Origin of the sequence: Sulfitobacter aestuariivivens (assembly GCF_014763045.1) — a bacterium.
GTDB classification, from domain to species: Bacteria; Pseudomonadota; Alphaproteobacteria; order Rhodobacterales; family Rhodobacteraceae; genus Sulfitobacter; species Sulfitobacter aestuariivivens.
Map to the genome: position 1 here is coordinate 47614 of NZ_JACTAG010000004.1, position 23154 is coordinate 70767.

The following is a 23154-nucleotide window of genomic DNA, read 5'->3' on the forward strand; positions in this document are numbered from 1 at the left end:
AATCGTCCAGGGGAGGGTGCATGAAACACACATTGGGATTTGCCGTGGTTGCCACATTGGGCGCGTCCATGGCTTTGGCAGAAGAGGTCAAGCCGATGGCTGTCTCCTTCGCTGATGGTACGGTCGCCGCGTCGCTGACCGGCGTTGCCGGAGACCCGGTGAATGGCCGTGCGGTCTTTGCCAATCGCAAGCAGGGCAATTGTCTGGCATGCCATACCAACAGCGATCTGTCTGAAGAAAGTTTTCACGGAGAGGTTGGCCCCCCCATGGACGGTGTCGCTGACCGGTGGAGCGAGGCAGAGCTGCGTGGTATCGTGAGCAACTCCAAAATGATGTTCGAAGGCACAATCATGCCCGCTTTTTACATCGACAGCGGCTACACCCGTCCGCTGGATGACTTTGCAGGCCAATCCATTCTGACCGCGCAGCAGGTTGAGGATGTGGTGGCCTATCTGATGACACTCAAAGAAGAGTAATCTTCTGATTTCGGAGGTTTAAATGGAACTGACACGGCGAAAGATCCTCGCAATCGGCTCTGGCACAGTGGCATTTGCCACGCTGTCTGGCCTGCCCGCATTCGCGAGCCTGACAGATGACGCAATCGCGGCCTTCACCGGCGGTGCAGAGACAGGTGAGGGCGCGATCACGCTTACAGCGCCCGAGATTGCCGAGAACGGCAACACTGTCCCGATCGAAGTCAGCGCGCCCGGCGCGACAGAGATCACGCTTTTCGCGGCTGGCAACCCCGTTCCCAACGTGGCGACGTTCAAGTTTGGCCCACTCAGCGCGTCACGCAGCGCGTCTACGCGGATCCGTCTGGCGACAACACAGGATGTGATTGCGGTTGCCAAGATGGAAGATGGTTCTTTCCAGATGACCAAGGCGAACGTGAAAGTGACAATCGGCGGCTGCGGCGGCTGATCCCGAAGATAAAAGGAGAGAAACCATGGCATCAGGCGTAAAACCCCGGGTCAAAGTTCCCAAAAAGGCAGCGGCCGGTGAGACGATCACCATCAAGACGCTGATCAGCCACAAGATGGAAAGCGGCCAGCGCAAGGATGACGATGGCAACGTTATTCCACGGTCGATCATCAACCGTTTCACCGCAGACTTTAACGGCGAGAACGTCATCGATGTGACGCTGGAACCTGCGATTTCTACCAATCCCTACTTCCAGTTCGAGGCCATCGTGCCAGAGACGGGTGAGTTTACCTTCACATGGTACGACGATGACGGGGACGTCTACACAGAAAGCAAGTCGATCACCGTCTCGTAAGAAGACGCACGCATCGCCGGGGAGGAACAAGATGAAAATAGCACCATGGATCGCAATCGCAGCGTTTGGTTTTGCCGGGGCCGCAGTGGCTCAGGACGACAACACGCTGAATGTGGAGGGTGAGACGCTGCTGACAGAAACAGCAGCACCTGCGCATATGGACAGTGTCGACACGATCTATTCGGGCTGGCGTTTCCGCTCGAGCGAGACTCAGGCGCTGCAAACCGATGACTTTGACAACCCTGGTATGATCTTTGTCGATACCGCGATAGAACAGTGGGACAAAGTCGATGGGTCCGAAGGCAAGGCCTGTTCCTCTTGTCATGAAGACGTCGCCGATTTCGCGGGTCTGCGGACAAAGCTGCCGCGTGTTGATAACGGCGAATTGGTCACGATGGAGAATCTGATCAATGAATGCCGCACCGACCGGATGGGCGCGGAAGCGTGGAAGTGGTCCAAGGGCAAGATGACGGCGATGACCGCCCTGATTGGTCTGCAATCCCGTGGTATGGCAATGGATGTGGCCACTGAAGGCGAAGCCGCCCCATTCTGGGAGAAGGGCAAAGAGCTCTATTATACCCGTGTCGGACAGCTCGATATGGCCTGCTCCAACTGTCACGAGGACAACTATGGTGTCATGATCCGAGCCGATCACCTCAGCCAGGGTCAGATCAATGGCTTTCCGACGTATCGTCTGAAAAACGCCAAGCTGAATTCCATCCACGGTCGTTTCAAGGGGTGCATGAAGAACATCCGTGCCACGCCCTTTGCCGAGGGCGGTGATGAATTCAAGGCGCTTGAACTTTATCTTGCGTCGCGTGGCCAGGGCCTCTCGGTCGAAACGCCGTCCGTCCGAAACTAATCTGACAAAGGGCCTCGCGGGATCTGCGCGGGGCCTTCTCTTTCGCGCAACATTCAAACATGCGCATATGTAGTGGGGGCTGACTGCTCATGATATCGCGGCGTGATTTTCTTCAGGTGGGGATGGCGGCATCGGCGCTTGTCGGGGCATCCGGTTTTGGCAACTGGGCACGACTGGCGGCGCAGCAGCGACTCACGCAGGACCAGCTGCTGGAATTTGAAACCTTTGGCAATGTTTCCCTCATCCACGTCACGGACATCCACGCGCAGCTCAAACCGCTCTATTTCCGCGAACCGTCTGTCAATATCGGTGTCGGCGAGAACAAGGGGGCTGTCCCCCATGTGACCGGCGCCGATTTCCGAAGGCTCTATGGCATCGAGGACGGCAGCCCAAACCACTACGCGCTCAGCTCCGGTGACTTTTCCGCCCTGGCGCAGGCCTATGGCCGTATCGGCGGGCTGGACCGTATGGCAACCGTGATCAATGCGATCCGCGCCGACCGGCCTGATGCAATCCTGCTGGATGGCGGCGATACCTGGCATGGGTCCTATACCTGTCTGAAGACCGACGGTCAGGACATGGTCAACGTGATGAACGCGATGCAGCCTGACGCGATGACCTTTCACTGGGAATTCACGCTGGGTTCCGACCGCGTTGCCGAGATTGTCGAAGGCCTGCCGTTTGCCGCACTTGGTCAGAATATCTTTGATGCCGAATGGGACGAACCCGCCGAGCTTTTCAAACCTTACAAGATGTTCGAACGCGGCGGCACCAAAATCGCCGTGATTGGCCAGGCATTCCCTTACATGCCCATCGCCAATCCCGGCTGGATGTTCCCTGAGTATTCCTTCGGCATCCGCGATGAGAACATGGCGGCGATGGTCGAAGAGGTCCGAGCCGCTGGCGCGGAATGCGTCGTCGTGCTGAGCCATAACGGCTTTGACGTCGACAAGAAGATGGCAAACGTTGTGCCGGGCATCGACGTGATCTTGTCAGGCCACACCCATGACGCGCTGCCAGAACCTGTATTGGTGGGCGAAACGATCATCTTGCCCTCGGGCTCAAATGGAAAGTTTGTCACCCGCTGTGATCTGGATATCCGCGATGGTCGCATGATGGGCTACCGCACGAAATTGATCCCGCTCTTTTCTGACGTGATCGAACCGGACGCCGAGGTTGCGGCATTGATCGACGCACAACGCGCCCCTTATGAAGCTGAGATGTCCGAGGTGATCGGACAGACAGACAGCCTGCTGTACAGGCGCGGCAACTTTAACGGAACCTGGGACGATGTGATCTGCGATGCCCTGCTCAGTGAGCGGGACGCAGAAATTGCGCTCAGCCCCGGTGTGCGCTGGGGTCCCTCTCTGATCCCCGGTCAGGACATCACGCGCGAAGACATTTTCGGTGTGACGTCCATGACCTACGGAAAGGCATACCGCACTGAATTCACAGGAGAATTCCTCAAAGTCGTGCTAGAAGATGTGGCCGACAACATTTTCAACCCTGATCCCTACTATCAGCAGGGCGGCGACATGGTGCGAACCGGCGGGCTTGGCTACCGCATCGACGTTTCAAAGCCGCAAGGGGAGCGGATATCTAACATGACCTCGCTCAGCACCGGCGAGGCAATCGACCCGGCCCGCAGCTACATCGTCGCAGGCTGGGCCAGCGTGAATGAAGATACTGAAGGCCCCCAGATATGGGATGTGGTGGAAAACCACATCGCCAAGCTGGGCACCGTAACGGTGTCTGAAAACAACAGCGTCGAAGTTGTCGGCGTCTAACCTAACCGGAGAGCATGACACATGGACGAGATGTTCAAACCCTCCCGCCGGGCCTTTTTGAAAGGCAGTGCCGCAGTTGCCGCGGGATCGGTCGCTGGTGCGGCTGCGGCCCAGAACGCTGATCCGCTGATCACCGAGCTGCAGGATTGGGCGTCCTACACCGGGGTTGGGGTGGACGAGACTCCCTATGGGATGCCCATCGAATATGAGAGCCACGTCGTGCGCCGCAATGTGGAGTGGCTGACGGCCTCGCCCATCTCATCGATCAACTTCACGCCCATTCATGCGCTTGATGGCACGATTACGCCGCAGGGCTGCGCTTTCGAGAGGCACCATTCAGGGGCGATTGAGCTGCGCAAGGAAGATTACCGGCTGATGATCAACGGCCTGGTCGACAAACCTCTGGTCTTTTCTTACGCCGACATCGAGCGTTTCCCGCGCGAGAACCACGTCTACTTCTGCGAGTGCGCGGCGAATACCGGCATGGAATGGGCGGGTGCGCAGCTTAATGGCGTTCAGTTCACGCATGGCATGATTCACAATATGGAATATACAGGTGTGCCCCTGCGCGCTTTGCTCAAAGAAGCGGGTGCGGATATATCTTCGGACAAGTGGGTCTATGTGGAAGGCGCTGATGCATCTTCCAACGGCCGTTCGATCCCGATGGAAAAAGCGCTGGACGACGTGCTTGTCGCCTTCAAGGCCAATGGCGAGGCACTGCGGATGGAGCATGGTTATCCCGTCCGGCTGGTCGTGCCGGGGTGGGAAGGCAACATGTGGGTCAAATGGCTGCGCCGGATCGAAGTCGTGGATCGCGCCGTGGAAAGCCGCGAGGAGACCTCGAAATACACGGATGTGCTTGAGGACGGGACCGCGCGCAAATGGACATGGGTGATGGATGCAAAATCGGTCATCACCTCGCCCAGCCCACAGCAACCGATCACGCATGGTAAGGGGCCTTTGGTGATCTCTGGACTTGCATGGTCCGGCCACGGGCAGATCACCCGGGTGGATGTGTCCAAGGATGGGGGCATCACTTGGGAAACGGCGCGGTTGGGCAAGCAGGGGGACATCAAAGCGCTGACGCGGTTCTATGTCGATATGATGTGGGATGGCGCGCCGATGCTCCTGCAAAGCCGTGCGATGGACGAAACCGGATATAGCCAACCCACCAAGGAACAGCTGCGCGAAAAGCGTGGCGAAAATTCGGTTTACCACAACAATTGCATTCAGACCTGGTACGTTAATGCAGAAGGGATCGCAGAGAATGTCGAAGTCTCCTAATCTCCTCATCCCAGCGCTTGGCGGCACCGCGATTGTGCTTGGTGCTGCATATGGTCTGTCCCAGCGCGGCCACGGCGCGGACCAGATTGAAATCTTAGAAGGGCGGGTCGCACAGGTCGAAGCACAGGCATCGACCGCCCGGCAAAAGGCCGAAACGCAGGCCGCGCGCGCAGCAGAACTGGAACTGCAAATTGCCGATGTGCAGGCCGCTGCGACGAAACGTGCAGCCATGCCGGCATCCCTGACGACCACCGCCCCCGAGCCCGATGGCGGCTTTGGCCTCGGTCGTGCCGCCTTGCCAGAGGAAATCGCTGCCTGGGATGTAGATGTCCTGCCAGATGGCCGGGGTTTGCCGGAAGGGACGGGAAATGCCTTTGATGGCGAAGAAGTTTTTGCCCAAAAATGCGCATCGTGCCACGGCGATTTTGCGGAAGGCGTGGACAACTGGCCGGTGCTCGCGGGCGGCTTTGACACCTTGGGTGACAAGGACCCGGTCAAGACGGTGGGCTCTTACTGGCCTCATCTTTCGACGGTGTGGGACTACGTTCACCGCTCCATGCCTTTTGGCGAGGCGGGTACACTCACCCCGGACGAGACCTATGCGATCGTCGCCTACATCCTTTATTCCAATGACCTGATCGACGACGAGTTTGAGCTCACTCATGAAAATCTTGGCACGTTCGAGATGTATAACCGGGATGGGTTTGTCATCGATGACCGGTCCGATGCCGAGTACACCGAATGGCGCGCCGATCCTTGCATGGAAAACTGCAAGGATACTGTCGAAGTAACGATGCGCTCTGTCTTTCTGGTAGAGACACCTGCGGAAGGCGGGACGGAATCCACCATGAACAATGCCACGGCTGATGGATTGCCGTCGTTCACCGCGGAAGGACCGTCGTTCATTCCCGCGGCGATACCAAAAGTTGAGCAGGAAGAAAGTAGCACGGACCAAACTGAAGCCACGCCTGCCGTTCAGCAAGCCGATGACGGTGATGATACATCTCAGCTTGTCGTCGCTGGCGAAAAGGTTTTCCGCAAATGCAAGGCCTGCCATCAGATTGGCGAGGGGGCCAAGAACCGCTCTGGCCCACAACTCAATGCTGTATTCGGTCGCGTCATGGGGTCAGTGGATGGCTTCAAATACTCCGACGCGTTCAAGGCAGCACAGGAGGAGGGCAGAGTTTGGGATGATCCAGCTATGGCTGAGTTCCTGGCACGTCCTAAAGGGTTCATGAAAGGCACCAAGATGGCCTTTCCCGGCCTGAAAAAAGAGGCCGACATCAAGGCGGTGGCCGCATACATCAAAACCTTCGGGGAATAGATCGCAATGCGTGCCTTGCGTTTCTCTTTGTCCTTGATCTTGGCGGCACTCGCGACAGCCACATTTGGGCAAGTAACAGGTGACCCTGAGCATGGGCAGCAGGTCTGGAAGAAATGTGCAATCTGTCACATGATGGGACCAGATGCGCGCCACCGGGTCGGGCCCGTGCTTAACAACATCATGTCAGCCCGCGCTGGCGGCAAGACGGACTATAGGTACTCCAAGGCCATGACGGCGGCAGGGCAGGACGGCCTGCACTGGACGGAAGACACACTGGACGGCTTCCTGCAAGCGCCCAAATCTATGGTGCCGCGCACCAAGATGAGCTTTCGGGGCCTGAAAAGCGCGGGGGATCGTGCGGATGTCATTGCCTACATCGGCTTGTTTTCCGGTGGCGCGATGGCGGCCCAGATCGACGACGGATTTGCCGTTTCCGCAGATATCCTCGCGATTGAGGGTGATTTGGAGTATGGTGAATACCTGTCCTCAGAATGCACAACCTGCCATCAGGCAGATGGCAACGACGATGGCATCCCGGCGATTGTCGGTTGGGAAACGGAAGATTTCGTGACCGCGATGCACGCCTACAAGGAAAAGCACAGGGATCACCCTGTCATGCAAATGATCACGGGCCGATTGGCCAATGATGAGATTGCCGCGTTGGCGGCCTATTTCAAAGGCCTCGGTGACTGAGGCTGTTTTAGGGAGGAAACCAAAATGAGTTTGAACAGAAGAGTATTCTTAGGGACCACAGCCGCTGCATCCGCCGCGATGGCAGCCCCGATGGTGATGGCCGACGGTCATGGCAAACCGCGGGTCGTGGTCATCGGTGGCGGCGCCGGCGGGGCGACAGCGGCCCGCTATATCGCCAAGGACAGCAAAGGCGAGATTGATGTCACGCTGATCGAGCCCACGCGCACCTACTACACCTGCTTTTTCTCGAACCTTTATCTGGGCGGGTTCAAGGACATGAATGATCTTGGCCACAGCTACGGCGGTTTGGCCGCAAGCGGCGTGAATGTGGTGCACGACTGGGCCGTCGGCGTGGACCGCGATGCCAAGACAGTTTCGCTGGCTGGTGGCGGATCACTTGGCTACGACAAGCTGATCCTCAGCCCGGGGATTGATTTCGTCGACGGGTCGGTGGCTGGTTGGGACATCACATCGCAAAATGCCATGCCACATGCCTACAAAGCCGGGTCACAGACCGAGCTCTTGAAAGCGCAGCTCAAGGCGATGCCCGAAGGGGGCACCTTTGCCATGGTCGCTCCCCCGAACCCCTATCGCTGCCCGCCCGGCCCATACGAGCGGGTGTCGATGGTGGCGCATTATCTTAAGAACAATAACCCGACGGCCAAGATCATCGTGGCCGATCCGAAACCGAAATTCTCCAAGATGGCGCTTTTTCAGGAAGGATGGGGCGACCACTACGATGGTATGATCGACTGGATCGGCGAGGAATTTGGCGGCGGTTCAGTGAGTGTTGATCCCGGGGCCATGACCCTGACCATCGACGGCGAGGAAACAGCCGTTGATGTCTGCAATGTCATCCCTGCTATGAAGGCAGGGCACATCGCCGAGATTGCAGGTGTCACCGATGGCAACTGGGCCCCCGTGAATGCGGTGGATATGTCCTCCAAAGCGGATGCCGACATTTACGTACTGGGGGATGCCAGCCAGCAAGGTGACATGCCGAAATCAGGCTTTTCTGCCAACAGTCAGGCCAAGGTCTGTGCTAACGCGGTACGCGGCGCGCTCACCGGATCCAAAGTTTTCCCGGCCAAATTCTCCAACACCTGCTGGTCGCTCATTGACACCAATGATGGCGTCAAAGTTGGCGCGACCTACGAGGCCACGGATGAAAAGATCGCCAAGGTTGACGGGTTTATCTCTCAGACGGGAGAGACAGCTGAAGTGCGCAAGGCAACCTACGAGGAATCAGAAGGGTGGTACGCAGGCATCACGTCGGACATGTTCGGTGCAAAGACCTGATATCAATACAGCACCCCGGCCTTGATCCCGATCAAGGCCGGGGTGTTTCGCGCTTGCTAGACTGCTTGGCATATCACCTGGAGGATACCAAATGAGAACTGCCTTTTTTGCCGCACTGATTGGTCTGGCGTCGACGGCCCAAGCACAGCAAGCCATTTCGGTCCCTTATGACGGCTCTTTCGATGATGCGGCATTTGCCGTTGAAAGCGCGATCTTGGATAAGGGTTTGGTGATTGACTACGTCAGCCACGTCGGCGAAATGCTGAACCGCACAGGCGCCGACGTCGGCAGCGACACGATGCTGTTCAAAGAAGCGGACATCTTTATCTTCTGCTCTGCCGTCATCAGTCGGGAGGTCATGGAAGCGGACCCGATGAACATTGCGCATTGCCCATACGGGATTTTTGTTGCTGAACGCGACGACGGCGTGATGATCGGATATCGCAGCTATCCCGACGGAGCGATGCAAAAGGTTCAGACGCTGCTTTCCGACATTGTCGCCGAGGCGACCGCCGAATGATCAACTTTGACGGATTCTTTGCGCAAGAACTGACCCGGCTTCAGGAAGAAGGCAACTACCGCGACTTTGCAGAGCTTGAGCGTCATCGTGGAGCATTTCCTGCCGCAACCTGCCACAACGGCCCGGGCGAGGTGACGATCTGGTGCTCCAACGACTATCTGGGCATGGGACAGCATCCTGATGTATTGAACGCAATGCACGCGGCCATCGACCGGACGGGCGCAGGTGCGGGTGGCACGCGCAACATTTCCGGCACTACGCATGACCACGTGTTGCTTGAGCGCGAGCTTGCCGATCTGCATGGCAAGGAAGCGGCCTTGTTGTTCACCAGCGGATACGTCTCGAATTGGGCGGCGCTGGGCACGCTGGCGTCACGCATTCCCGATTGCGTGGTGCTATCGGACGCGCTGAACCACGCGTCCATGATCGAAGGTATTCGCCACTCTCGCGCGCAAAAGGTCATTTGGAAGCACAATGATCTGGCGGATCTTGAGGCAAAGCTGGCCGCACTGCCTGCGGGGCAGCCCAAGTTGATCGCCTTTGAAAGCGTCTATTCGATGGATGGCGATATCGCGCCCATCCGCGAGATCTGTGATCTGGCGGATCGCTATGGCGCCATGACCTATCTTGATGAGGTCCATGCCGTTGGGCTTTACGGTCCACGTGGCGGTGGCATTGCCGAACGCGAAGGTTTGATGGATCGCGTGACAGTGATCGAAGGGACGCTGGGAAAAGCATTTGGTGTCGTCGGTGGCTACATCGCTGCGTCGGAAAAGCTGTGCGATTTCGTGCGGTCGTTCGCCAGCGGTTTTATCTTTACAACCGCGTTGCCGCCCAGTGTGGCAGCGGGCGCAGCGGCGTCTATCCGGCACCTGAAAGTCAGCGCATCGGAACGCCAAATACATCGCGAACGCGTAGCCCAGGTGCGCGCGCGACTGGATGAAATCGGCCTGCCGCATATCGACAACCCCGGCCACATCATCCCGGTGATGGTCGGTGATCCGGTCAAGTGCAAATTCATCTCTGACACGCTGCTCAGGGAACATGGCATTTACATCCAGCCGATCAACTATCCCACGGTGCCCAAAGGAACAGAGCGGCTGCGCATCACGCCGTCGCCGGTGCATTGTGACGCGGATGTGGATCGCCTGATTGATGCGCTCGAAGATCTCTGGACCCAGTGCCAGCTGGCGCGTAGGCCCATGGCGGCGCAATAGGGTCAGGCAGATTGCGTGCTGGTTGTCCGCGATAACGCCCAGTGGGTGCCCATCGCACCGACCCACATGCAAAACACCGCAAGCCAGCCAGTCAACGCAAGGATCGATCCGCCAGCCATGCCAGCGCCTACGGCACATCCTCCGGCCAGCATGCTGCCAAAACCCATCAACGTGCCTCCGACCAGATACCGTTCCATCGGCGTGTCAGCATCAAAGCGCTGTAGATGGGCCTCTCCCTTGAAGGTCGCGACGACCTGCGCGCCAAGAAAAACGCCCGGCACCAGCCCCAGCCCGAATTGCGGATGGATATCAGATGCTGCCACAAGCGCCATCAGGGTATCGGTCGACGGGCCCGTAAAGGTGACTGACTGAACTGCGACCAATTCAAACGAAGCCCGGGCGACGGAAAAGGTCGCAAGCCAACCAGCAAGGATCGCAATGCCCACAAGTGCTGCGGCCACCAATTCAGAGCTGTGCAATCTCTGCCGCACCCCAAAGCCAATCGAGAAGGCCAATGCGAGGCCCGAAGCGACGGCAATCACTTCGATGTCCAAACCCAAAAACGAGAGCATGCTGCGCTCTGTGCCTCCGGGCACAGTCCAGAGCGCGGCCAGCCATTGTCGCGCCGGGGCGAGCACGCCGGATAGCGCGGCCTGGGCCACGATGGTGACGATCAGACCCGTGATAATCGCCCGGAGGTTGCCGGTGGCGGACAGCACAAGCAAACGGCTGACGCATCCCCGTGCCAAGATCATGCCTGCTCCGAACATCAGCCCACCAATAATGGCGCCTGATAGACTGCCGGTCGCGGACAATTGTCGCGCGTCGCTTACGTCCAGCAAGCCAATGGCGACAGCGGTTTGCACGGTAAAGAGCGCGGCAAAGAAAGCGACCAGCCAGATAGCCAGGCGCGGGCCGGGGCGGGCCTCGGCCACTTCGACGGATGCGGCGCGCAGACAAAACCGCGCGTGCAGGGCGGCGGCACCAAAGAGCAGACCGATCAACGCACCCGCCGTGCACATCAGGGCCGGCTCACCAAAGCGATCGATAAGGTCTTCCACACGCTTGCCTTTTCAAGTGCCCATTCTCGGACAGCTTGTGCCAAGTCAGCGGCATGCCCGCCTTGATCTATCGCAAATCCGGCCGGTCTACTCGAATTCCATCTGTTCATAGACCCGGCCCGCGTTCCTTGTGGCCAGTTCTTCAAAGGTATCGAGATGCGCGTAGGGCGACTGGTCTACGTAGTAGGCATCAGCCAGATCACCATCATTGTCCAAATGCTCCCCTACCTTTGCGCGCAGGTAAACAAGGTAGTCACGGGTATAGCGTCGCACCTGCGCCATGTTGGTTGGATGGCCGTGGCCGGGGATCACATACGTGGCGTTCAGCGCCTCAAACTCATTCTCCCAGGTTTCGATCCAGTCCAATGCGATGGTATCCACGAAGATCGGCGGCATGCGTTCGTGAAACGCCATGTCACCCGCAATTACCAGACTCTGGTCTGGCAGCCAGACTTGGGTGTCGCCGGGGCCATGGGCGGGCCCCAGATGCAGCACTTCGATGGTAAAATCACCCATTTCGATGACGCGCGTGTCTTCGAATGTCTCGGTTGGCCCGACAAGCGTCGTGCCGTCAGCTTTTTCACGCAGCACGCGCTGATGCGCCTGCAATGTCTGCGCACCTTCCTCTTCGAAATGATGGGCCGCATCCTCGTGTGCCAAGATCGGCACGCCTTGCTCGGCCCAGTAGGCGTTGCCCAGCATGGCGTGGCCCTGACCATTCTCGTTGATGATCAGCTTGACGGGTTGGTCCGTAATCGCTCGAATTTCTGCGTGCAGGGCTTCGGCAAGTGAATAGGCTGCACCACCGTTGATCACGATGACCCCGTCGCCGGTTACAATGAAACTCAGGTTATTGTTGTGGCCGTTGTTCTCATAAGTGGGCGGGGCGGTGGCACCGATCGCGGACCAGACGTGCGGGATTACCTCCACCGGCTTGGAATAAAGCGCCGAAGCCGGATATTGGTCCGGAATGTCCTCGGACGCAAAAGCGGGTGTGCAGGCCAGACATAAGGCAAAAAGAATCCGCATCATCAAATCCCCACGAATTGGTAGCCGTCACCGGCCGCTTCAGCCCGGCCAATGCCGCCGCCAGGCAGGTGAAAGCCGACCATTGTCAGGTCCTCGGCGGTCAATCGATCAAACAGAACCTTGCGGGTCGCCACCGCAGTTGCAGGATCCTGATCCGACCCGCTTTCCCATCCGGGTTTGCGAAAGGCCACGTGATGATTGCCGATGGCATCGCCCACGATCAGTGCCGCACTGCTGCCGTGTCGCACTTCAAACGCCATGTGACCGGGCGTATGGCCGGGGGTGGACATCGCCGCAATTCCCGGCAGAATTTCCTGACCGTCGTCAAACAGGATCACCTCGTCTTCAATAACCTCCATCCGGCGCTTTGCACCAACCGCAAAGGCCATCCGGGCCTCGCCGATGTCATCCACAGTGTTCGGGTTCCACCAGTAATCCCATTCCGCGCGCCCCATCATGTAGGTCGCGTTCAGAAACAGCGGTTCATCAAAGTCGTCAAGAAGACCCCAGATGTGATCCGGATGCGCATGGGTGAACACCACATGCGTGATGTCGTCAGGTGTCAGATCAATTGCCTCAAGCCCATCAAGAATAACGCCTGCTGTTGGCATGAAATCCGGGCCGGAGCCCACGTCGAACAGAACCGTATTGGTGCCATCGCGGCAAAGCGCCAGATTGCATTCGGGTGTCAGGCGATCCGCCGAAAGGTCAAACTCGGTCAGGATTGGCGCGAGTTCCTCTTTGGGCATCGGTTCGAAAATGAAACTGCCCGGCAACACAAGATTGCCGTCGCTTACCGTGGTGAGGGTATGATCGCCGATCTTAAGGTCTGCGTAGACGAGGTGCGGCATGCTGCTTAGCAGTGGTAGTCCGGCAGCTTGGGCCAAGAAGGTGCGGCGTGACAGCGGCAACATAGAGTACCCTCCATAAATTCTTTTATGCGAATATGAGTGATTATGGGCAGAAGGGCAAGAAGTCTTGCAAACTGAATGGAGGGCTATGTCAGAACGGAGAGATCTGATCTCCAGCCTTAAACCTCTTTTTTTGGCGTGCGCCCGGCGGCAAAACCAGCCGGGCGCCCACATTCTACTTCAGCGCACGCAGGCTTCGGGCGCGGTTCGGAGAGTGCGCAAGGGTTGCGCGGTAGGCATCCGCGGCCTCTTCGGCGCGACCCAAAGACGCCAGCATATCTCCCAGCAGTTCGCGCGCCGGCAAGACATGACCGGGTGTGACCGGGCTTTTGCCAAGGCTGTCTTCCAGATCGGCAGCCGCTGTCTGGTGTGTCACGGCAAGATCGGTATTGCCAGCGTCAAGCTCAATCCAGGCTTCGACGCTCAGAATTTGCCCTTCAGTCAGCCGGGCCCAATAATCCTGACCCCGGTCCTGCATTGCGGTGTGCAGCTCTTTCAGCTTTGCAACGGCTAGGCGCGCAGTGTCGGTTTCACCAGCTCGCGCCGCCCCAAGGCCCTTTGCGAACCAATGCATCGTCACCGCCTGCGGAAACTTTTCCCATGGAATTGCTGAATGCATCTTGGGCGAAAGGCCCGCCGCACCGGACCAGTCGTCCTGCTCAAGCAATAGCCGTACAGGTGACGCCGCCAGCGCATAGGCCCCGCCAAAACTCACCTGATGATTATCGATGGCCAACATTTCGGTGACCAGACGCTCAGCCTGCTGGGCCGCGCCCAATTGCAGGTGGCCATAGACCATGTAGTCGATTGCATGCGCATAGTGAGACTGAACAATGTCAGTTGACTGGGCAAGAGCGGCCTTTGCAGACCGGTCATTGAGGTGGACAGATTTTTCCCAGTTTCCTGTTCGCGTGAAGATATGCGCGGGCATGTGCAGTGCATGCGGCGCATCTGGCGCGATCTTGTCGTAGATTTCGGCATAGGGCACACCGCGCGCCTTGAGCGACGGATTGTCGTAGGCGTGGATCGCATAATGGATCACGCCCGGATGATCCGGCTCTTTCTGATGAAGGGCATCCAGCGTGTCGCCGACGGCCGCAAATATCTCAGCGCGAGCAGGGCCGCGCGGTGCTGTTGCCAGTCGGGACAGGGCTGCCAAGGCGACAACATCAATGTTGCCCGCGTGGCCTTTTTCTGCGGCCTGCTGCGCGTCCGCCCACGCAGAAAGTCGTGCCCGATACCCGTCCAATCCCGGCGCGTAGAAAGCCACAGCCGCCTGAACCAGCGCCTGCTCCAAATCGCTTCCTGCCGGTAATTCAATAGCGCGCTGGGCCGCGGCCTGACCGCGGGCGGTTTCAGCTTCTGACGGAGTGCCGGGCCACAGAGGATGGATAATTGACATCGCGATCCCCCATTGCGCCGTGGCGCAATTCGGATCGGCAACCGCCGCACGGTTGAATGCCTCTTCCGCCTGAATGTACATCATGTTGTGCAGACGCGTCAGGCCATCGTCTATTGCGGCGTCTGCTGCGGGATTGCAGGTTGTCGGCAAATCCACACTCTGCGCCGCGACGGTCCCTGGCAGCATCGCAGCACCTGACAAGACAGCGGCACATATCGTTCGTATCCCTGTTCGTTCCATAAAGCTCTCCTTTCAATAAGTCCGCCGTGGCGGAATCTTCGTCGCTCAGTGGGTTCAGCAGACATCAGCACCGCCAGATAGTCTTGAAAGAGCCTTGAATTTCTCTTGAAAACAGCAGTTTGCGCACCGCGTGTCGAACCTCGCAACAGCGGTGCAAATCGGGTAGAATATCAGACCTACAGAGAGGATCGGACATGACGGCGGATGCATCGCCACTGCAGGTCGAGCATATCAGGCTTGGAAGTGACGAATATCTGTGGCGCAATGGCCATCTGCAAAACACACGTGGACGCGTTGTGCCTTTGCGCGCGAAGTCGTTGAAGATGTTTGAGGTTCTGCTGGCGCAGCGGGGCGCAGTTCTCAGCAAAGAGCAGTTGTCAGAGCTTGTCTGGCCCAATACGGCGGCGACGGACGAAAGCATTGCGCGCTGCGTGTCGGATATCCGCAAGGCACTGCGCGACAAGCGGCATGACATCGTCGAAACATTTCCAAAATTGGGGTATCGACTGAACGTCGGCATCTCGGACGCAGCGGACCCTGACCAGTATCAACGCGGGCCGTTGGGAGGTCTGCCTGTCCTGCTTGGAATCTTCATCGTGCTGGTCGTTGCAACCCTTGCGGTTGCCCTGACGCGGACCCAAGCGCGGGTCACCCAATATACGCCTTACGTGTCAGCCCCCAGCCCCGGCAATTCCATCGCCATCATGCCATTCTTCGCGCAAGCCGAGGAGGACGGTTTTCTTGCCACCGGGCTGGCTGAAGATCTCGAAATACACTTGGCAGAAGTATCCGGCATTCGCGTGATCTCTTCGGCCCAGACAGCGATGATCGCCGATGCGCTGGAAACGCCGGTTGAGCGCGCCCAGTCCTTGCAGACGCGCTATCTTGTCGAAGGCAGTGTGCGGCAGAATGACACTCAGATCTCCCTTTCTCTTCGCCTGATTGACGGGGCCGACGGGGCCACGCTTTGGGCCGATCGATATGAAGGGTCTCGCAGCGAAATTCTCGCATTCCGCGACGGCCTTCCGGATGCGCTCGTGACCGCCATGGCGGTCGAGCTAAGCACGCGCGATCGTCAGCGATTGGCACGAACGGATACAGATGATCCTAAAGCTTTTGAGGATGTGCTGCGCGCGCGGCGGGCCCTCAGTCTGTTCACATACGAAGCAAGCCTTGACGCTGAGAAATACCTTAGACGTGCGATCGCGCGCGATCCGACTTATGCACGTGCGCATGCCGAACTGGCATCTGCATTTGTCATTCGCATGGAAAACGACTGGATTGTCCTATCAAGTGCGGATACAGCCAAGGCCTTTTACTTCGGAGAAAAGGCGCTCGAACTCGATCCTGACCTTTGGTTCAGTCACTACATTCTCGGACGGCTCCATTCTGTGTCCGAAACGGGAGACATCGCCACAGCTTTAAACCACTTAGAAACGGCGATGGCATTGCAGCCGCAAAACGATGACGCGCGGATCTACTATGCCATCGTTCTGGCAATGTCCGGTGATCTGGAAGAGGCGAACCGCATTTTTGAAAGCGTGTTGGCCACCCATCCTCAGCCGCCCTTTTGGTACTTTCTCGGACGGGCGAACGCGCTCTTTCATCAGCAACGGAATGAAGAGGCGCTTGTCACCATCTCGCAATGCCTGTCGCAGTTGCCAAACAGCCCGTACTGCCTGCGAACACAGATTGCCATTCTGGCACGCCTTGGCCGTATTGAAGATGCTGAATGGGCGGTCGAAGAATATGCTATCCTAGGACACGAGACCACACTGGATGCCATCATGAAAAGCGCGATTGAAAGAGATGATGACATGCGTAGCTACCTGCGCGCGTCATATGGCCTGGCGGGGATTGAGTAGGCCCAGACGAAAGCGGATAGCGCCGGACAAATCCGCGCCCGGGCACGCACGGCTTGCCTTAGACAATTCCCCAAAGTTGGCCTTCTTCGTATCGATCAAGAAGATCACCCGACAAATCAAGCGACGCGATCGGACTGCCGGCATCCTCCGGCAGACCCATATGAAGCTCAAGCGTCTCAATGCTTTGCGTCGTCAACAGACTGCCATCAGCGAAAGACAGCGTGACCGAGTTGCCGACAATTTGTTGCGAGACGCTGTCGATGGGGGATTGAAGAAAGACCAACAACGTATCCAGCCCGCTGCCCCCGTCATAGGTGTCCGTGGTGCCACCGGCACCGCCCCACAGGGCTTCTTCGAAGAAGATGAAGATGTCATCGCCTTCATTACCAAGGGCCACATCATCGCCAAGACCGCCGATCAGAATATCCGACCCCAGCCCCCCGGACAGCAGATCAGCCCCGCCGCTCCCGGCAAGCAGGTCACTGCCATCCCCGCCTTCAAGACTGTCACTCCCCGAACCGCCAATCAGCAGGTCGGATCCATCCTGCCCCAGCAAGGTGTCATTACCAACACCGCCAAGCACAACATCATCCCCCCCGCCAAGCGTGACCAGGTCATTGCCCGAAGCGGCAACAACGAAGTCGTCGGCCGCAGACAAATTATAGATGTCCGCGCCCGCAGTCCCGAATGTTTCGTCGGTCGAAAGGCTTTCGGCTGAGAACACGGCCAGCATGTCATGCAGCGCGCCTGACGGGTGGATTTCGTCAAAGAACAGGATCTGCTCGGGTCGATATGCCGTCGCAACCGGGTTCACGTCGAATACCGGTTCAATCACCCCTGGCGAGGTTTCAATCCACGTTGGATCGCCCGAGAACCCGTACAGATAAGGACCGCTGTAAAGAAAGCCGTAGGTCTGCATGTCAGACAGTATATCCACCGACATGACATCCAGCCTGACGACCTCCGTCTCTATGCCGTCAGCATTAAGACGGATTGCAGCGTTGGTGATCTCTTCGTTGACTGAATCAATCAAATCTCGCGCGACCGGGCGTTCGAGCCAGTTTAGATCGCCATAGCCAACAAAGAACTCCGCCACCGGCAAGGCGTAAAGCGCGATCCCCGCGACATTGAAATCGGCCAGTCTGCGCGCCTGCAATTCGATCTCGTTACCGACATCCTCTGCAAAATCGTTCACGCCGCCAAGGATAATATTGAAGAAACCGGTATCAAACTCGCCCAGATCATTTGCACCAATATTCAAAACTGCAAGCGTCCCTTCGGGCGCGCCTGTCGGGTTGTCATCAATATAGCGATCCACCTGCGCGGCCAGATTGATGTCAAAGTCGCCGAACTCGGCCAACGCCTGTGTCTCGTTCTCAACAATTGAGAAAGTGCCGGTACCCCCGCCAAAGGTCGTGTACGTCAGGGCGGTGTATTCAGCGATGTAGGCACCGCCCAGATTGCTGCCAAGCGCCTGAGCACCACCGATGGCATAATTGTCATAGCTTGCGTCTAAATCAAGCAGGACCGCCATGGTATCGGCATAGGCTGTGCCATCGGTGAAAGCTTCGGTATCATAGGGTCTGACTGTTCCGTCCCCTACGTATTGAAAGGGCACGCCATACTCTTCCAGCAGGAACGCGCCCGCCAAATCTGAAAAGTTTCCGTTGTCGCTCAGACTGTCACCAAAGATCACCAGATTGCTAAACGGCGTGGGCGCCACGGTGTCGTCCACATCGTCCACCGTGACAGTGATCAGTTGTTGGACAAGATGGCCGTCATATTCAAGTTCGACGGTCACACTATAGGTGTTGTCCGCAGACTGGCCGATGGGCATCTCGTAATCGGGTGGCGCAATGAACGATAGCGCCCCGGTATCGGGATCGATCGCAAACAATGCACCGTCCTGGGTGTCAGCCAAAGACCATCTGACAGGCTGCGTTGCACCAAGTGACGCCACAGCATCGGTATTTTCATCAACCGAGAATGCCGACGGACCGGAATAGGCTGGCACCGCGGAATCACGAAGGTCATTGGTGACCGTCACGGAGACCTGTTGTGTCGTTGTGTTTCCGGCCTCATCGGCGACCTGAAGCGTCACGACATAAACATTGTTGCCGTCAGCGTCTGTCGGGCTCTCGAAATCCGGTGGACTATTGAAGGCCAGCACGCCGGTATCTGGATTGATAGAGAATAATGCGTCGTCGTCGGACCCGACCAAGGACCAAATCGCAGTATCATCGTCAGTTTCAAAGTCGAAACCGGTTCCAGCCGTCTGATTTTCGGCAATGGCAAGTGTTGAGGACCCAATCAGGCTGGGCGCGGTGGTGTCTTTCTTACCGCCCTTGCCGCCGCCGCCACCGTTCCCGCCGCCACCATCTCCTCCGCCCGGTTTGTCCTTCTTCGGTGGCATGCTGTTTCCTCCTCAGGGCTGGCTTCTGTGACAACCCTACCCGCGATACGTGTCCCCCGTCAAACGTCTGGCAGCATGAGTGCGGCATTCGGATAGCATCCCGACAGGGCTTTTTGGGTGCTGCATTCGTCGATGGACCAAAGGTCTGCGAATTGGGATCAGACCACCGCCATCTGCACTGAATTTGAGTTGCGCAGCCACCAGATTATTCGGATGAATTCTTGGGCTGCCCCGGCAAAGGATTTCAGGTCTGACAACGCGGGCAATGATACAGTGTGCGTCCGCTCAGTTGCGATTTCACGATCTGCCCGTCGCAGCGCGGACAGATGTCTTTACCAAAGATATTGGTTCGTTCGCGCACCTCACGTTTCGGGCTTGGGGTCTCGCTGTTGGTGATGATCGCGCCGGTCGCCACGCCGATCTGCAAAAGCGCGCGCATGTCGTCCCAAAGCGCGCGCAGTTGCGTTTCAGACAGGTTCTTGCCCGGCGTCATTGGATCGAGCCCGCGCAGCCAGAGTATCTCGGCGCGATAGATATTGCCGATGCCTGAAATGACCTTTTGGTCCATCAGCAAGCGTGCGATCGGTGCCCGGCTCTTTCGGATCGCCGCGATTGCGCGGTCCGGATCGGGGTCGGCGGCCAAAAGATCGGGGCCATACCTGTGACGAAATCCGTCCAGCGCATCATTGGGGATCAATTCACAAGTATTCGGACCGATGATATCAATTAACGCACGCCCGGTTTCGATCCTCAGACGGGTCACATCACGTGGCGCGGACGCAGGCTGCGCGCCGGTGACAAAATAGCCTCCCAGCCCAAGATGCAGATGCAGTGTCTGCTGCACATCAAAATGATAAAGCAGATGCTTTCCCAACGCTTCGGTGCCCAGACACAGGGCGCCGTCGATAAGTGCCGCCCCGTCGGCGAACCGACCCTGTGGCGACACGGCGGAAACCCGATGACCGGCAATAAGCGCCCCGTGATCCTGTGCCGCACGATGTATGGTATGACCTTCCGGCACGATATTCTCCTTAGCGCTAAGCAAATAGATGTGCCAACTGCGCCCGATGGCCAGCCTGCGTTGACAAATTTAGGCCCTCTGGCAAGTTGAGACCCAACCGGAGGAGATGCCATGGCCCAAGACGGCTTTACCCAGTTGATCGATGACAGCAACGCGTTCTTTGCCCAGCTCAAGCAAAACAACACCAAAGACTGGTTCAACCCGCGCAAGGACCACTACAACGCCAATATCAAGAAACCGGCAGAATTCCTCGCGGATCTATTGGCTGAGGATTTCAGCCGCATCGCAGGGACGACATTTCAGCCAAAGCTGTTCAGGATTTACCGCGATGTGCGGTTCTCCAAGGACAAGACGCCATTGAATGCGCATCTGCATATGATGTGGCGACAGCCGGGCGATAATCCGTTTGCGCCGGTGTTTTTCTTTGGTTCAGAACCGGGGATTATGACAGCCGGTTTCGGGATCATGGGGCTCAAGGGCGAAACCCTGGCTCGGTTTCGCGCATTCATCGATCGTCATGGCAGCGACCTTGAAGAGGCTGTGCGGCGAACGGAAATGGACTGGTCTGATTGGGGCCCGCCGCCCCTGAAACGAGTCCCGGCCCCCTACGACACTGCTCATCCGCGCGCGGAACTCCTGAAGAAAAAGGGGATGACCATCAGCACCAGAATGGAGGATAGCTGGCGCGATGAAAATGGGGGGCTGGTTGCGGCAATCCGGGATCAGTTCGAGAAAACTCTGCCGGTGCAGCGTTTGATCCGCGACCATCTGTCAGTGGACGCATAACGTCTCGTTTCAACTATCTGACAGGATCTCGGACACCCACTGTGGCACCGTTTGCCCTGCCGGGCCGATGCGGTGTTCTGCAAACTGACTGCCAACCATCGAACGCTCAAGATTGAATTCGAGCGTATGCGCGCCCGCGCGGCGCGCTTCTGCGACAAACCCCGCCGCTGGATAGACATTGCCCGATGTGCCAATGGCCGCAAATACATCCGCCTGCGACAGGTGATCGAATAGCACGTCCATCTCGTAAGGCATCTCTCCAAACCAGACGATGTCGGGCCGCGCCTCAGACGCCACGCATTTGGGGCATTCGTCACCGGGTGCCATTACCATGGGTGCATCCCAGCGATGCCCGCAGGCGGCGCACAAAGCTGATTTCAGCTCTCCGTGCATGTGGAAAACTGCTTTTGACCCCCCGCGTTCATGCAAATCGTCGACATTCTGCGTGATCACGATGACCTCGCCGTCATGGTCGGACTCAAGCCGTGCCAACGCTTTGTGGGCTGGGTTTGGGTGCACGTCGGGCAACTGCGCGCGTCGGGCGTTGTAAAAGTTCACAACAAGTTCGGGATCGCGCTGGAACCCTTCCGGCGTGGCCACATCTTCGACGCGGTGCTGCGCCCACAGGCCGTCTTCTGCGCGAAAGGTTTCTATGCCGCTTTCTGCGGATATACCGGCCCCGGTCAGGATAACGATCTTGGTCATGGATGTTCCTTTTTTCGGGGCATTTTGCGGGGATCGGATAGGGGCTGCAAGGGGGCTTGCAGGTTTGGCGTCTGCGGCAGAGGATGCAGAAAATCGCAGACCTCTGAAAGGAGCGCCAGATGTCGGCCACCGTGCTTATTCGCGGCAATCGCAACTTTCGCCTGATCCTTTCGGCCAGTGCCGCGTCGAACCTTGGGGATGGTATCGCGCTGGTGGCGGTGCCATGGCTGGCTACGTTGCTGACCCGTGATCCGTTGCTTATTTCGCTGGTGGCGACGGCGGCAAGCCTGCCGTGGTTGTTGTTTGCCCTGCCCGCAGGCGTTTGGATCGACAACGGGGATCGCCGTCAGTTGATGCTGCGCGCCGATATCGCGCGCATTGGCCTGACACTGTGTATCGTCGGGCTGATCTTTTCGGCACACCCACTGGGCGAGGGCCATTCTGCGATGCCCATTATTGCGCTTGCCCTGATTGCGTTTTTGGTCGGCTGCGCAGAGGTGATCCGGGACAATGCGGCGCAGACCATTCTGCCCGCTCTTGTCAAAACGGACCAGCTTGAGCAGGCCAATGGCCAGATCTGGAGCGCAGAACAGGTGATGGGGCAGTTCATCGGACCGCCACTGGCCGGGGTGTTGATTGCCGCAGGCGTGGTGTTGCCGTTCGGCGTGAACGGATTCGCCTTTGCCATGTCTGCGCTGCTGATCTGGCTGATCGTCCTGCCGCCGCGCGCGCAGACGGTCAAGCAAACTTTTTGGCCCGCCTTTATCGAAGGTCTTACATGGATGCGCGGTAGTGGCATTATCCTGCAGCTGGCGTTGATGCTGGGGGTGATCAATCTCGTTTTTACCGGCACAATGACCATTCTGGTGCTCTATGCGCAGGAAAATCTTGCGCTTTCCCCGTCGGGCTATGGCTTGCTGCTGACCTGTGGCGCGGCTGGCGGCGTGTTCGGCGGGCTGCTGGCCCCCAAGGTCGCCAAGCAGCTGGGCATGCGGCAAAGTCTGTTGCTGGCAATGGTTGGGTTTGTTCTTTTCAATCTGGTTCTGGGCCTCGTTGCCAACGTGCTGGTGGCGGCAGCGGTGCTGTTCGTCGAGGCGTTTATCGCAATGTTGTGGAATGTCGTCACGGTCAGCTATCGCCAGCGGGTCATCCCGGAAGTGCTGCTGGGGCGGGTCAATTCGGCCTATCGGTTCTTTGGCTGGGGGGCGATGCCCTTTGGCGCATTGGGCGCAGGCGCATTGGTCAGCTATACCGAAGGGCCTCTGGGGCGTGGAACGGCATTGCATATGCCCTATCTGGTTGGGGCAGGGATTTGCGCAGTCTTGCTGGCCTATGGTTGGCGAAGGCTGCATTTTGACACCTAAAGCTGATGCACTGGCGCACTCCTTGGGGTCAGCAGGAGGCGCAGAGGCTGTTTAGCCCTTGAAAACCGCTACAAATGCGCTCATTTAAGCGGCGT

21 protein-coding genes are annotated in these 23154 nt (G+C 58.0%); 14 read left to right on the plus strand and 7 right to left on the minus strand.

Annotated elements, in window-relative coordinates; translation table 11 throughout:
- The first annotated feature begins 20 nt into the window (after positions 1 to 20).
- From soxX to hemA, 11 genes are all read left to right on the plus strand, one after another.
- Positions 21 to 476: a sulfur oxidation c-type cytochrome SoxX gene (soxX, locus tag H9Q16_RS19620; RefSeq protein WP_191077187.1), complete on the plus strand. Its 456-nt coding sequence runs from the start codon at positions 21 to 23 to the stop codon at positions 474 to 476.
- Positions 477 to 498: 22 nt separating this feature from the next.
- Positions 499 to 921 carry a thiosulfate oxidation carrier protein SoxY gene (gene soxY, locus H9Q16_RS19625; RefSeq protein WP_191077188.1) on the plus strand — a complete coding sequence of 141 codons (423 nt, stop codon included), beginning with the start codon at positions 499 to 501 and terminating at the stop codon, positions 919 to 921.
- A gap of 25 nt (positions 922 to 946) precedes the next feature.
- On the plus strand, positions 947 to 1276 hold the full coding sequence (gene soxZ, locus H9Q16_RS19630; RefSeq protein ID WP_191077189.1) for a thiosulfate oxidation carrier complex protein SoxZ: 330 nt from the start codon (positions 947 to 949) through the stop codon (positions 1274 to 1276).
- Positions 1277 to 1307: 31 nt separating this feature from the next.
- Positions 1308 to 2138 (plus strand): sulfur oxidation c-type cytochrome SoxA, encoded by an 831-nt coding sequence (gene soxA, locus H9Q16_RS19635; RefSeq protein ID WP_191077190.1) that lies wholly within the window; start codon positions 1308 to 1310, stop codon positions 2136 to 2138.
- Between the two features lie 89 nt (positions 2139 to 2227).
- A complete protein-coding gene (gene soxB, locus H9Q16_RS19640; RefSeq protein ID WP_191077191.1) occupies positions 2228 to 3925 on the plus strand; it encodes a thiosulfohydrolase SoxB in 1698 nt (565 codons plus the stop codon).
- A 21-nt stretch (positions 3926 to 3946) separates the two neighbouring features.
- On the plus strand, positions 3947 to 5209 hold the full coding sequence (gene soxC / locus H9Q16_RS19645; protein ID WP_191077192.1) for a sulfite dehydrogenase: 1263 nt from the start codon (positions 3947 to 3949) through the stop codon (positions 5207 to 5209).
- Positions 5193 to 6533 (plus strand): c-type cytochrome, encoded by a 1341-nt coding sequence (locus H9Q16_RS19650; RefSeq protein WP_191077193.1) that lies wholly within the window; start codon positions 5193 to 5195, stop codon positions 6531 to 6533. Before soxC ends, H9Q16_RS19650 begins: the two co-directional genes overlap by 17 nt.
- Before the next feature lie 6 nt (positions 6534 to 6539).
- Positions 6540 to 7226: a c-type cytochrome gene (locus H9Q16_RS19655; RefSeq protein ID WP_191077194.1), complete on the plus strand. Its 687-nt coding sequence runs from the start codon at positions 6540 to 6542 to the stop codon at positions 7224 to 7226.
- Positions 7227 to 7250: 24 nt separating this feature from the next.
- Entirely contained in the window at positions 7251 to 8525 is a 1275-nt protein-coding gene (locus H9Q16_RS19660) for an NAD(P)/FAD-dependent oxidoreductase (protein ID WP_191077195.1), read from the plus strand.
- Between the two features lie 91 nt (positions 8526 to 8616).
- Positions 8617 to 9045, plus strand: coding sequence for a DUF302 domain-containing protein (locus H9Q16_RS19665; RefSeq protein WP_191077196.1), 429 nt, complete (start codon positions 8617 to 8619; stop codon positions 9043 to 9045).
- Positions 9042 to 10262, plus strand: coding sequence for a 5-aminolevulinate synthase (hemA, locus tag H9Q16_RS19670; RefSeq protein ID WP_216859521.1), 1221 nt, complete (start codon positions 9042 to 9044; stop codon positions 10260 to 10262). The genes H9Q16_RS19665 and hemA overlap by 4 nt, the downstream gene beginning before the upstream one ends.
- Positions 10263 to 10264: 2 nt before the next feature.
- Here hemA and H9Q16_RS19675 read toward each other — a convergent pair whose 3' ends face one another.
- From H9Q16_RS19675 to H9Q16_RS19690, 4 genes are all read right to left on the minus strand, one after another.
- Positions 10265 to 11323: a YeeE/YedE family protein gene (locus tag H9Q16_RS19675; RefSeq protein ID WP_343067898.1), complete on the minus strand. Its 1059-nt coding sequence runs from the start codon at positions 11321 to 11323 to the stop codon at positions 10265 to 10267.
- A gap of 87 nt (positions 11324 to 11410) precedes the next feature.
- A complete protein-coding gene (locus tag H9Q16_RS19680) occupies positions 11411 to 12355 on the minus strand; it encodes an MBL fold metallo-hydrolase (RefSeq protein WP_191077197.1) in 945 nt (314 codons plus the stop codon).
- Positions 12355 to 13203, minus strand: a complete 849-nt coding sequence (locus H9Q16_RS19685; RefSeq protein WP_246455886.1) for an MBL fold metallo-hydrolase — start codon at positions 13201 to 13203, stop codon at positions 12355 to 12357. Before H9Q16_RS19685 ends, H9Q16_RS19680 begins: the two co-directional genes overlap by 1 nt.
- Positions 13204 to 13438: 235 nt before the next feature.
- Positions 13439 to 14905, minus strand: coding sequence for a tetratricopeptide repeat protein (locus H9Q16_RS19690; RefSeq protein ID WP_191077199.1), 1467 nt, complete (start codon positions 14903 to 14905; stop codon positions 13439 to 13441).
- 194 nt (positions 14906 to 15099) lie between these two features.
- Between H9Q16_RS19690 and H9Q16_RS19695 the strand changes: the two genes are divergently transcribed.
- The gene (locus tag H9Q16_RS19695) at positions 15100 to 16770 is read left to right on the plus strand and encodes a winged helix-turn-helix domain-containing tetratricopeptide repeat protein (RefSeq protein WP_191077200.1); all 1671 of its coding nucleotides are present in this window, start codon (positions 15100 to 15102) and stop codon (positions 16768 to 16770) included.
- Between the two features lie 58 nt (positions 16771 to 16828).
- On the opposite strand, the gene H9Q16_RS19700 is transcribed toward H9Q16_RS19695, so the two are convergent.
- Both H9Q16_RS19700 and H9Q16_RS20885 read right to left on the minus strand, forming a co-directional pair.
- Positions 16829 to 19183, minus strand: coding sequence for an SGNH/GDSL hydrolase family protein (locus tag H9Q16_RS19700; protein ID WP_191077201.1), 2355 nt, complete (start codon positions 19181 to 19183; stop codon positions 16829 to 16831).
- 244 nt (positions 19184 to 19427) lie between these two features.
- Positions 19428 to 20204 (minus strand): Fpg/Nei family DNA glycosylase, encoded by a 777-nt coding sequence (locus H9Q16_RS20885; RefSeq protein ID WP_191077202.1) that lies wholly within the window; start codon positions 20202 to 20204, stop codon positions 19428 to 19430.
- A 111-nt stretch (positions 20205 to 20315) separates the two neighbouring features.
- On the opposite strand from H9Q16_RS20885, the gene H9Q16_RS19710 reads away from it, so the two are divergent.
- Positions 20316 to 20990, plus strand: a complete 675-nt coding sequence (locus H9Q16_RS19710) for a DUF2461 domain-containing protein (RefSeq protein ID WP_191077203.1) — start codon at positions 20316 to 20318, stop codon at positions 20988 to 20990.
- Between the two features lie 9 nt (positions 20991 to 20999).
- Here the strand turns inward: H9Q16_RS19710 and H9Q16_RS19715 are convergent, their stop codons facing one another.
- Entirely contained in the window at positions 21000 to 21695 is a 696-nt protein-coding gene (locus tag H9Q16_RS19715; protein ID WP_191077204.1) for an NAD-dependent deacylase, read from the minus strand.
- A gap of 119 nt (positions 21696 to 21814) precedes the next feature.
- On the opposite strand from H9Q16_RS19715, the gene H9Q16_RS19720 reads away from it, so the two are divergent.
- Entirely contained in the window at positions 21815 to 23059 is a 1245-nt protein-coding gene (locus tag H9Q16_RS19720; protein ID WP_191077205.1) for an MFS transporter, read from the plus strand.
- Positions 23060 to 23154: the final 95 nt, after the last annotated feature.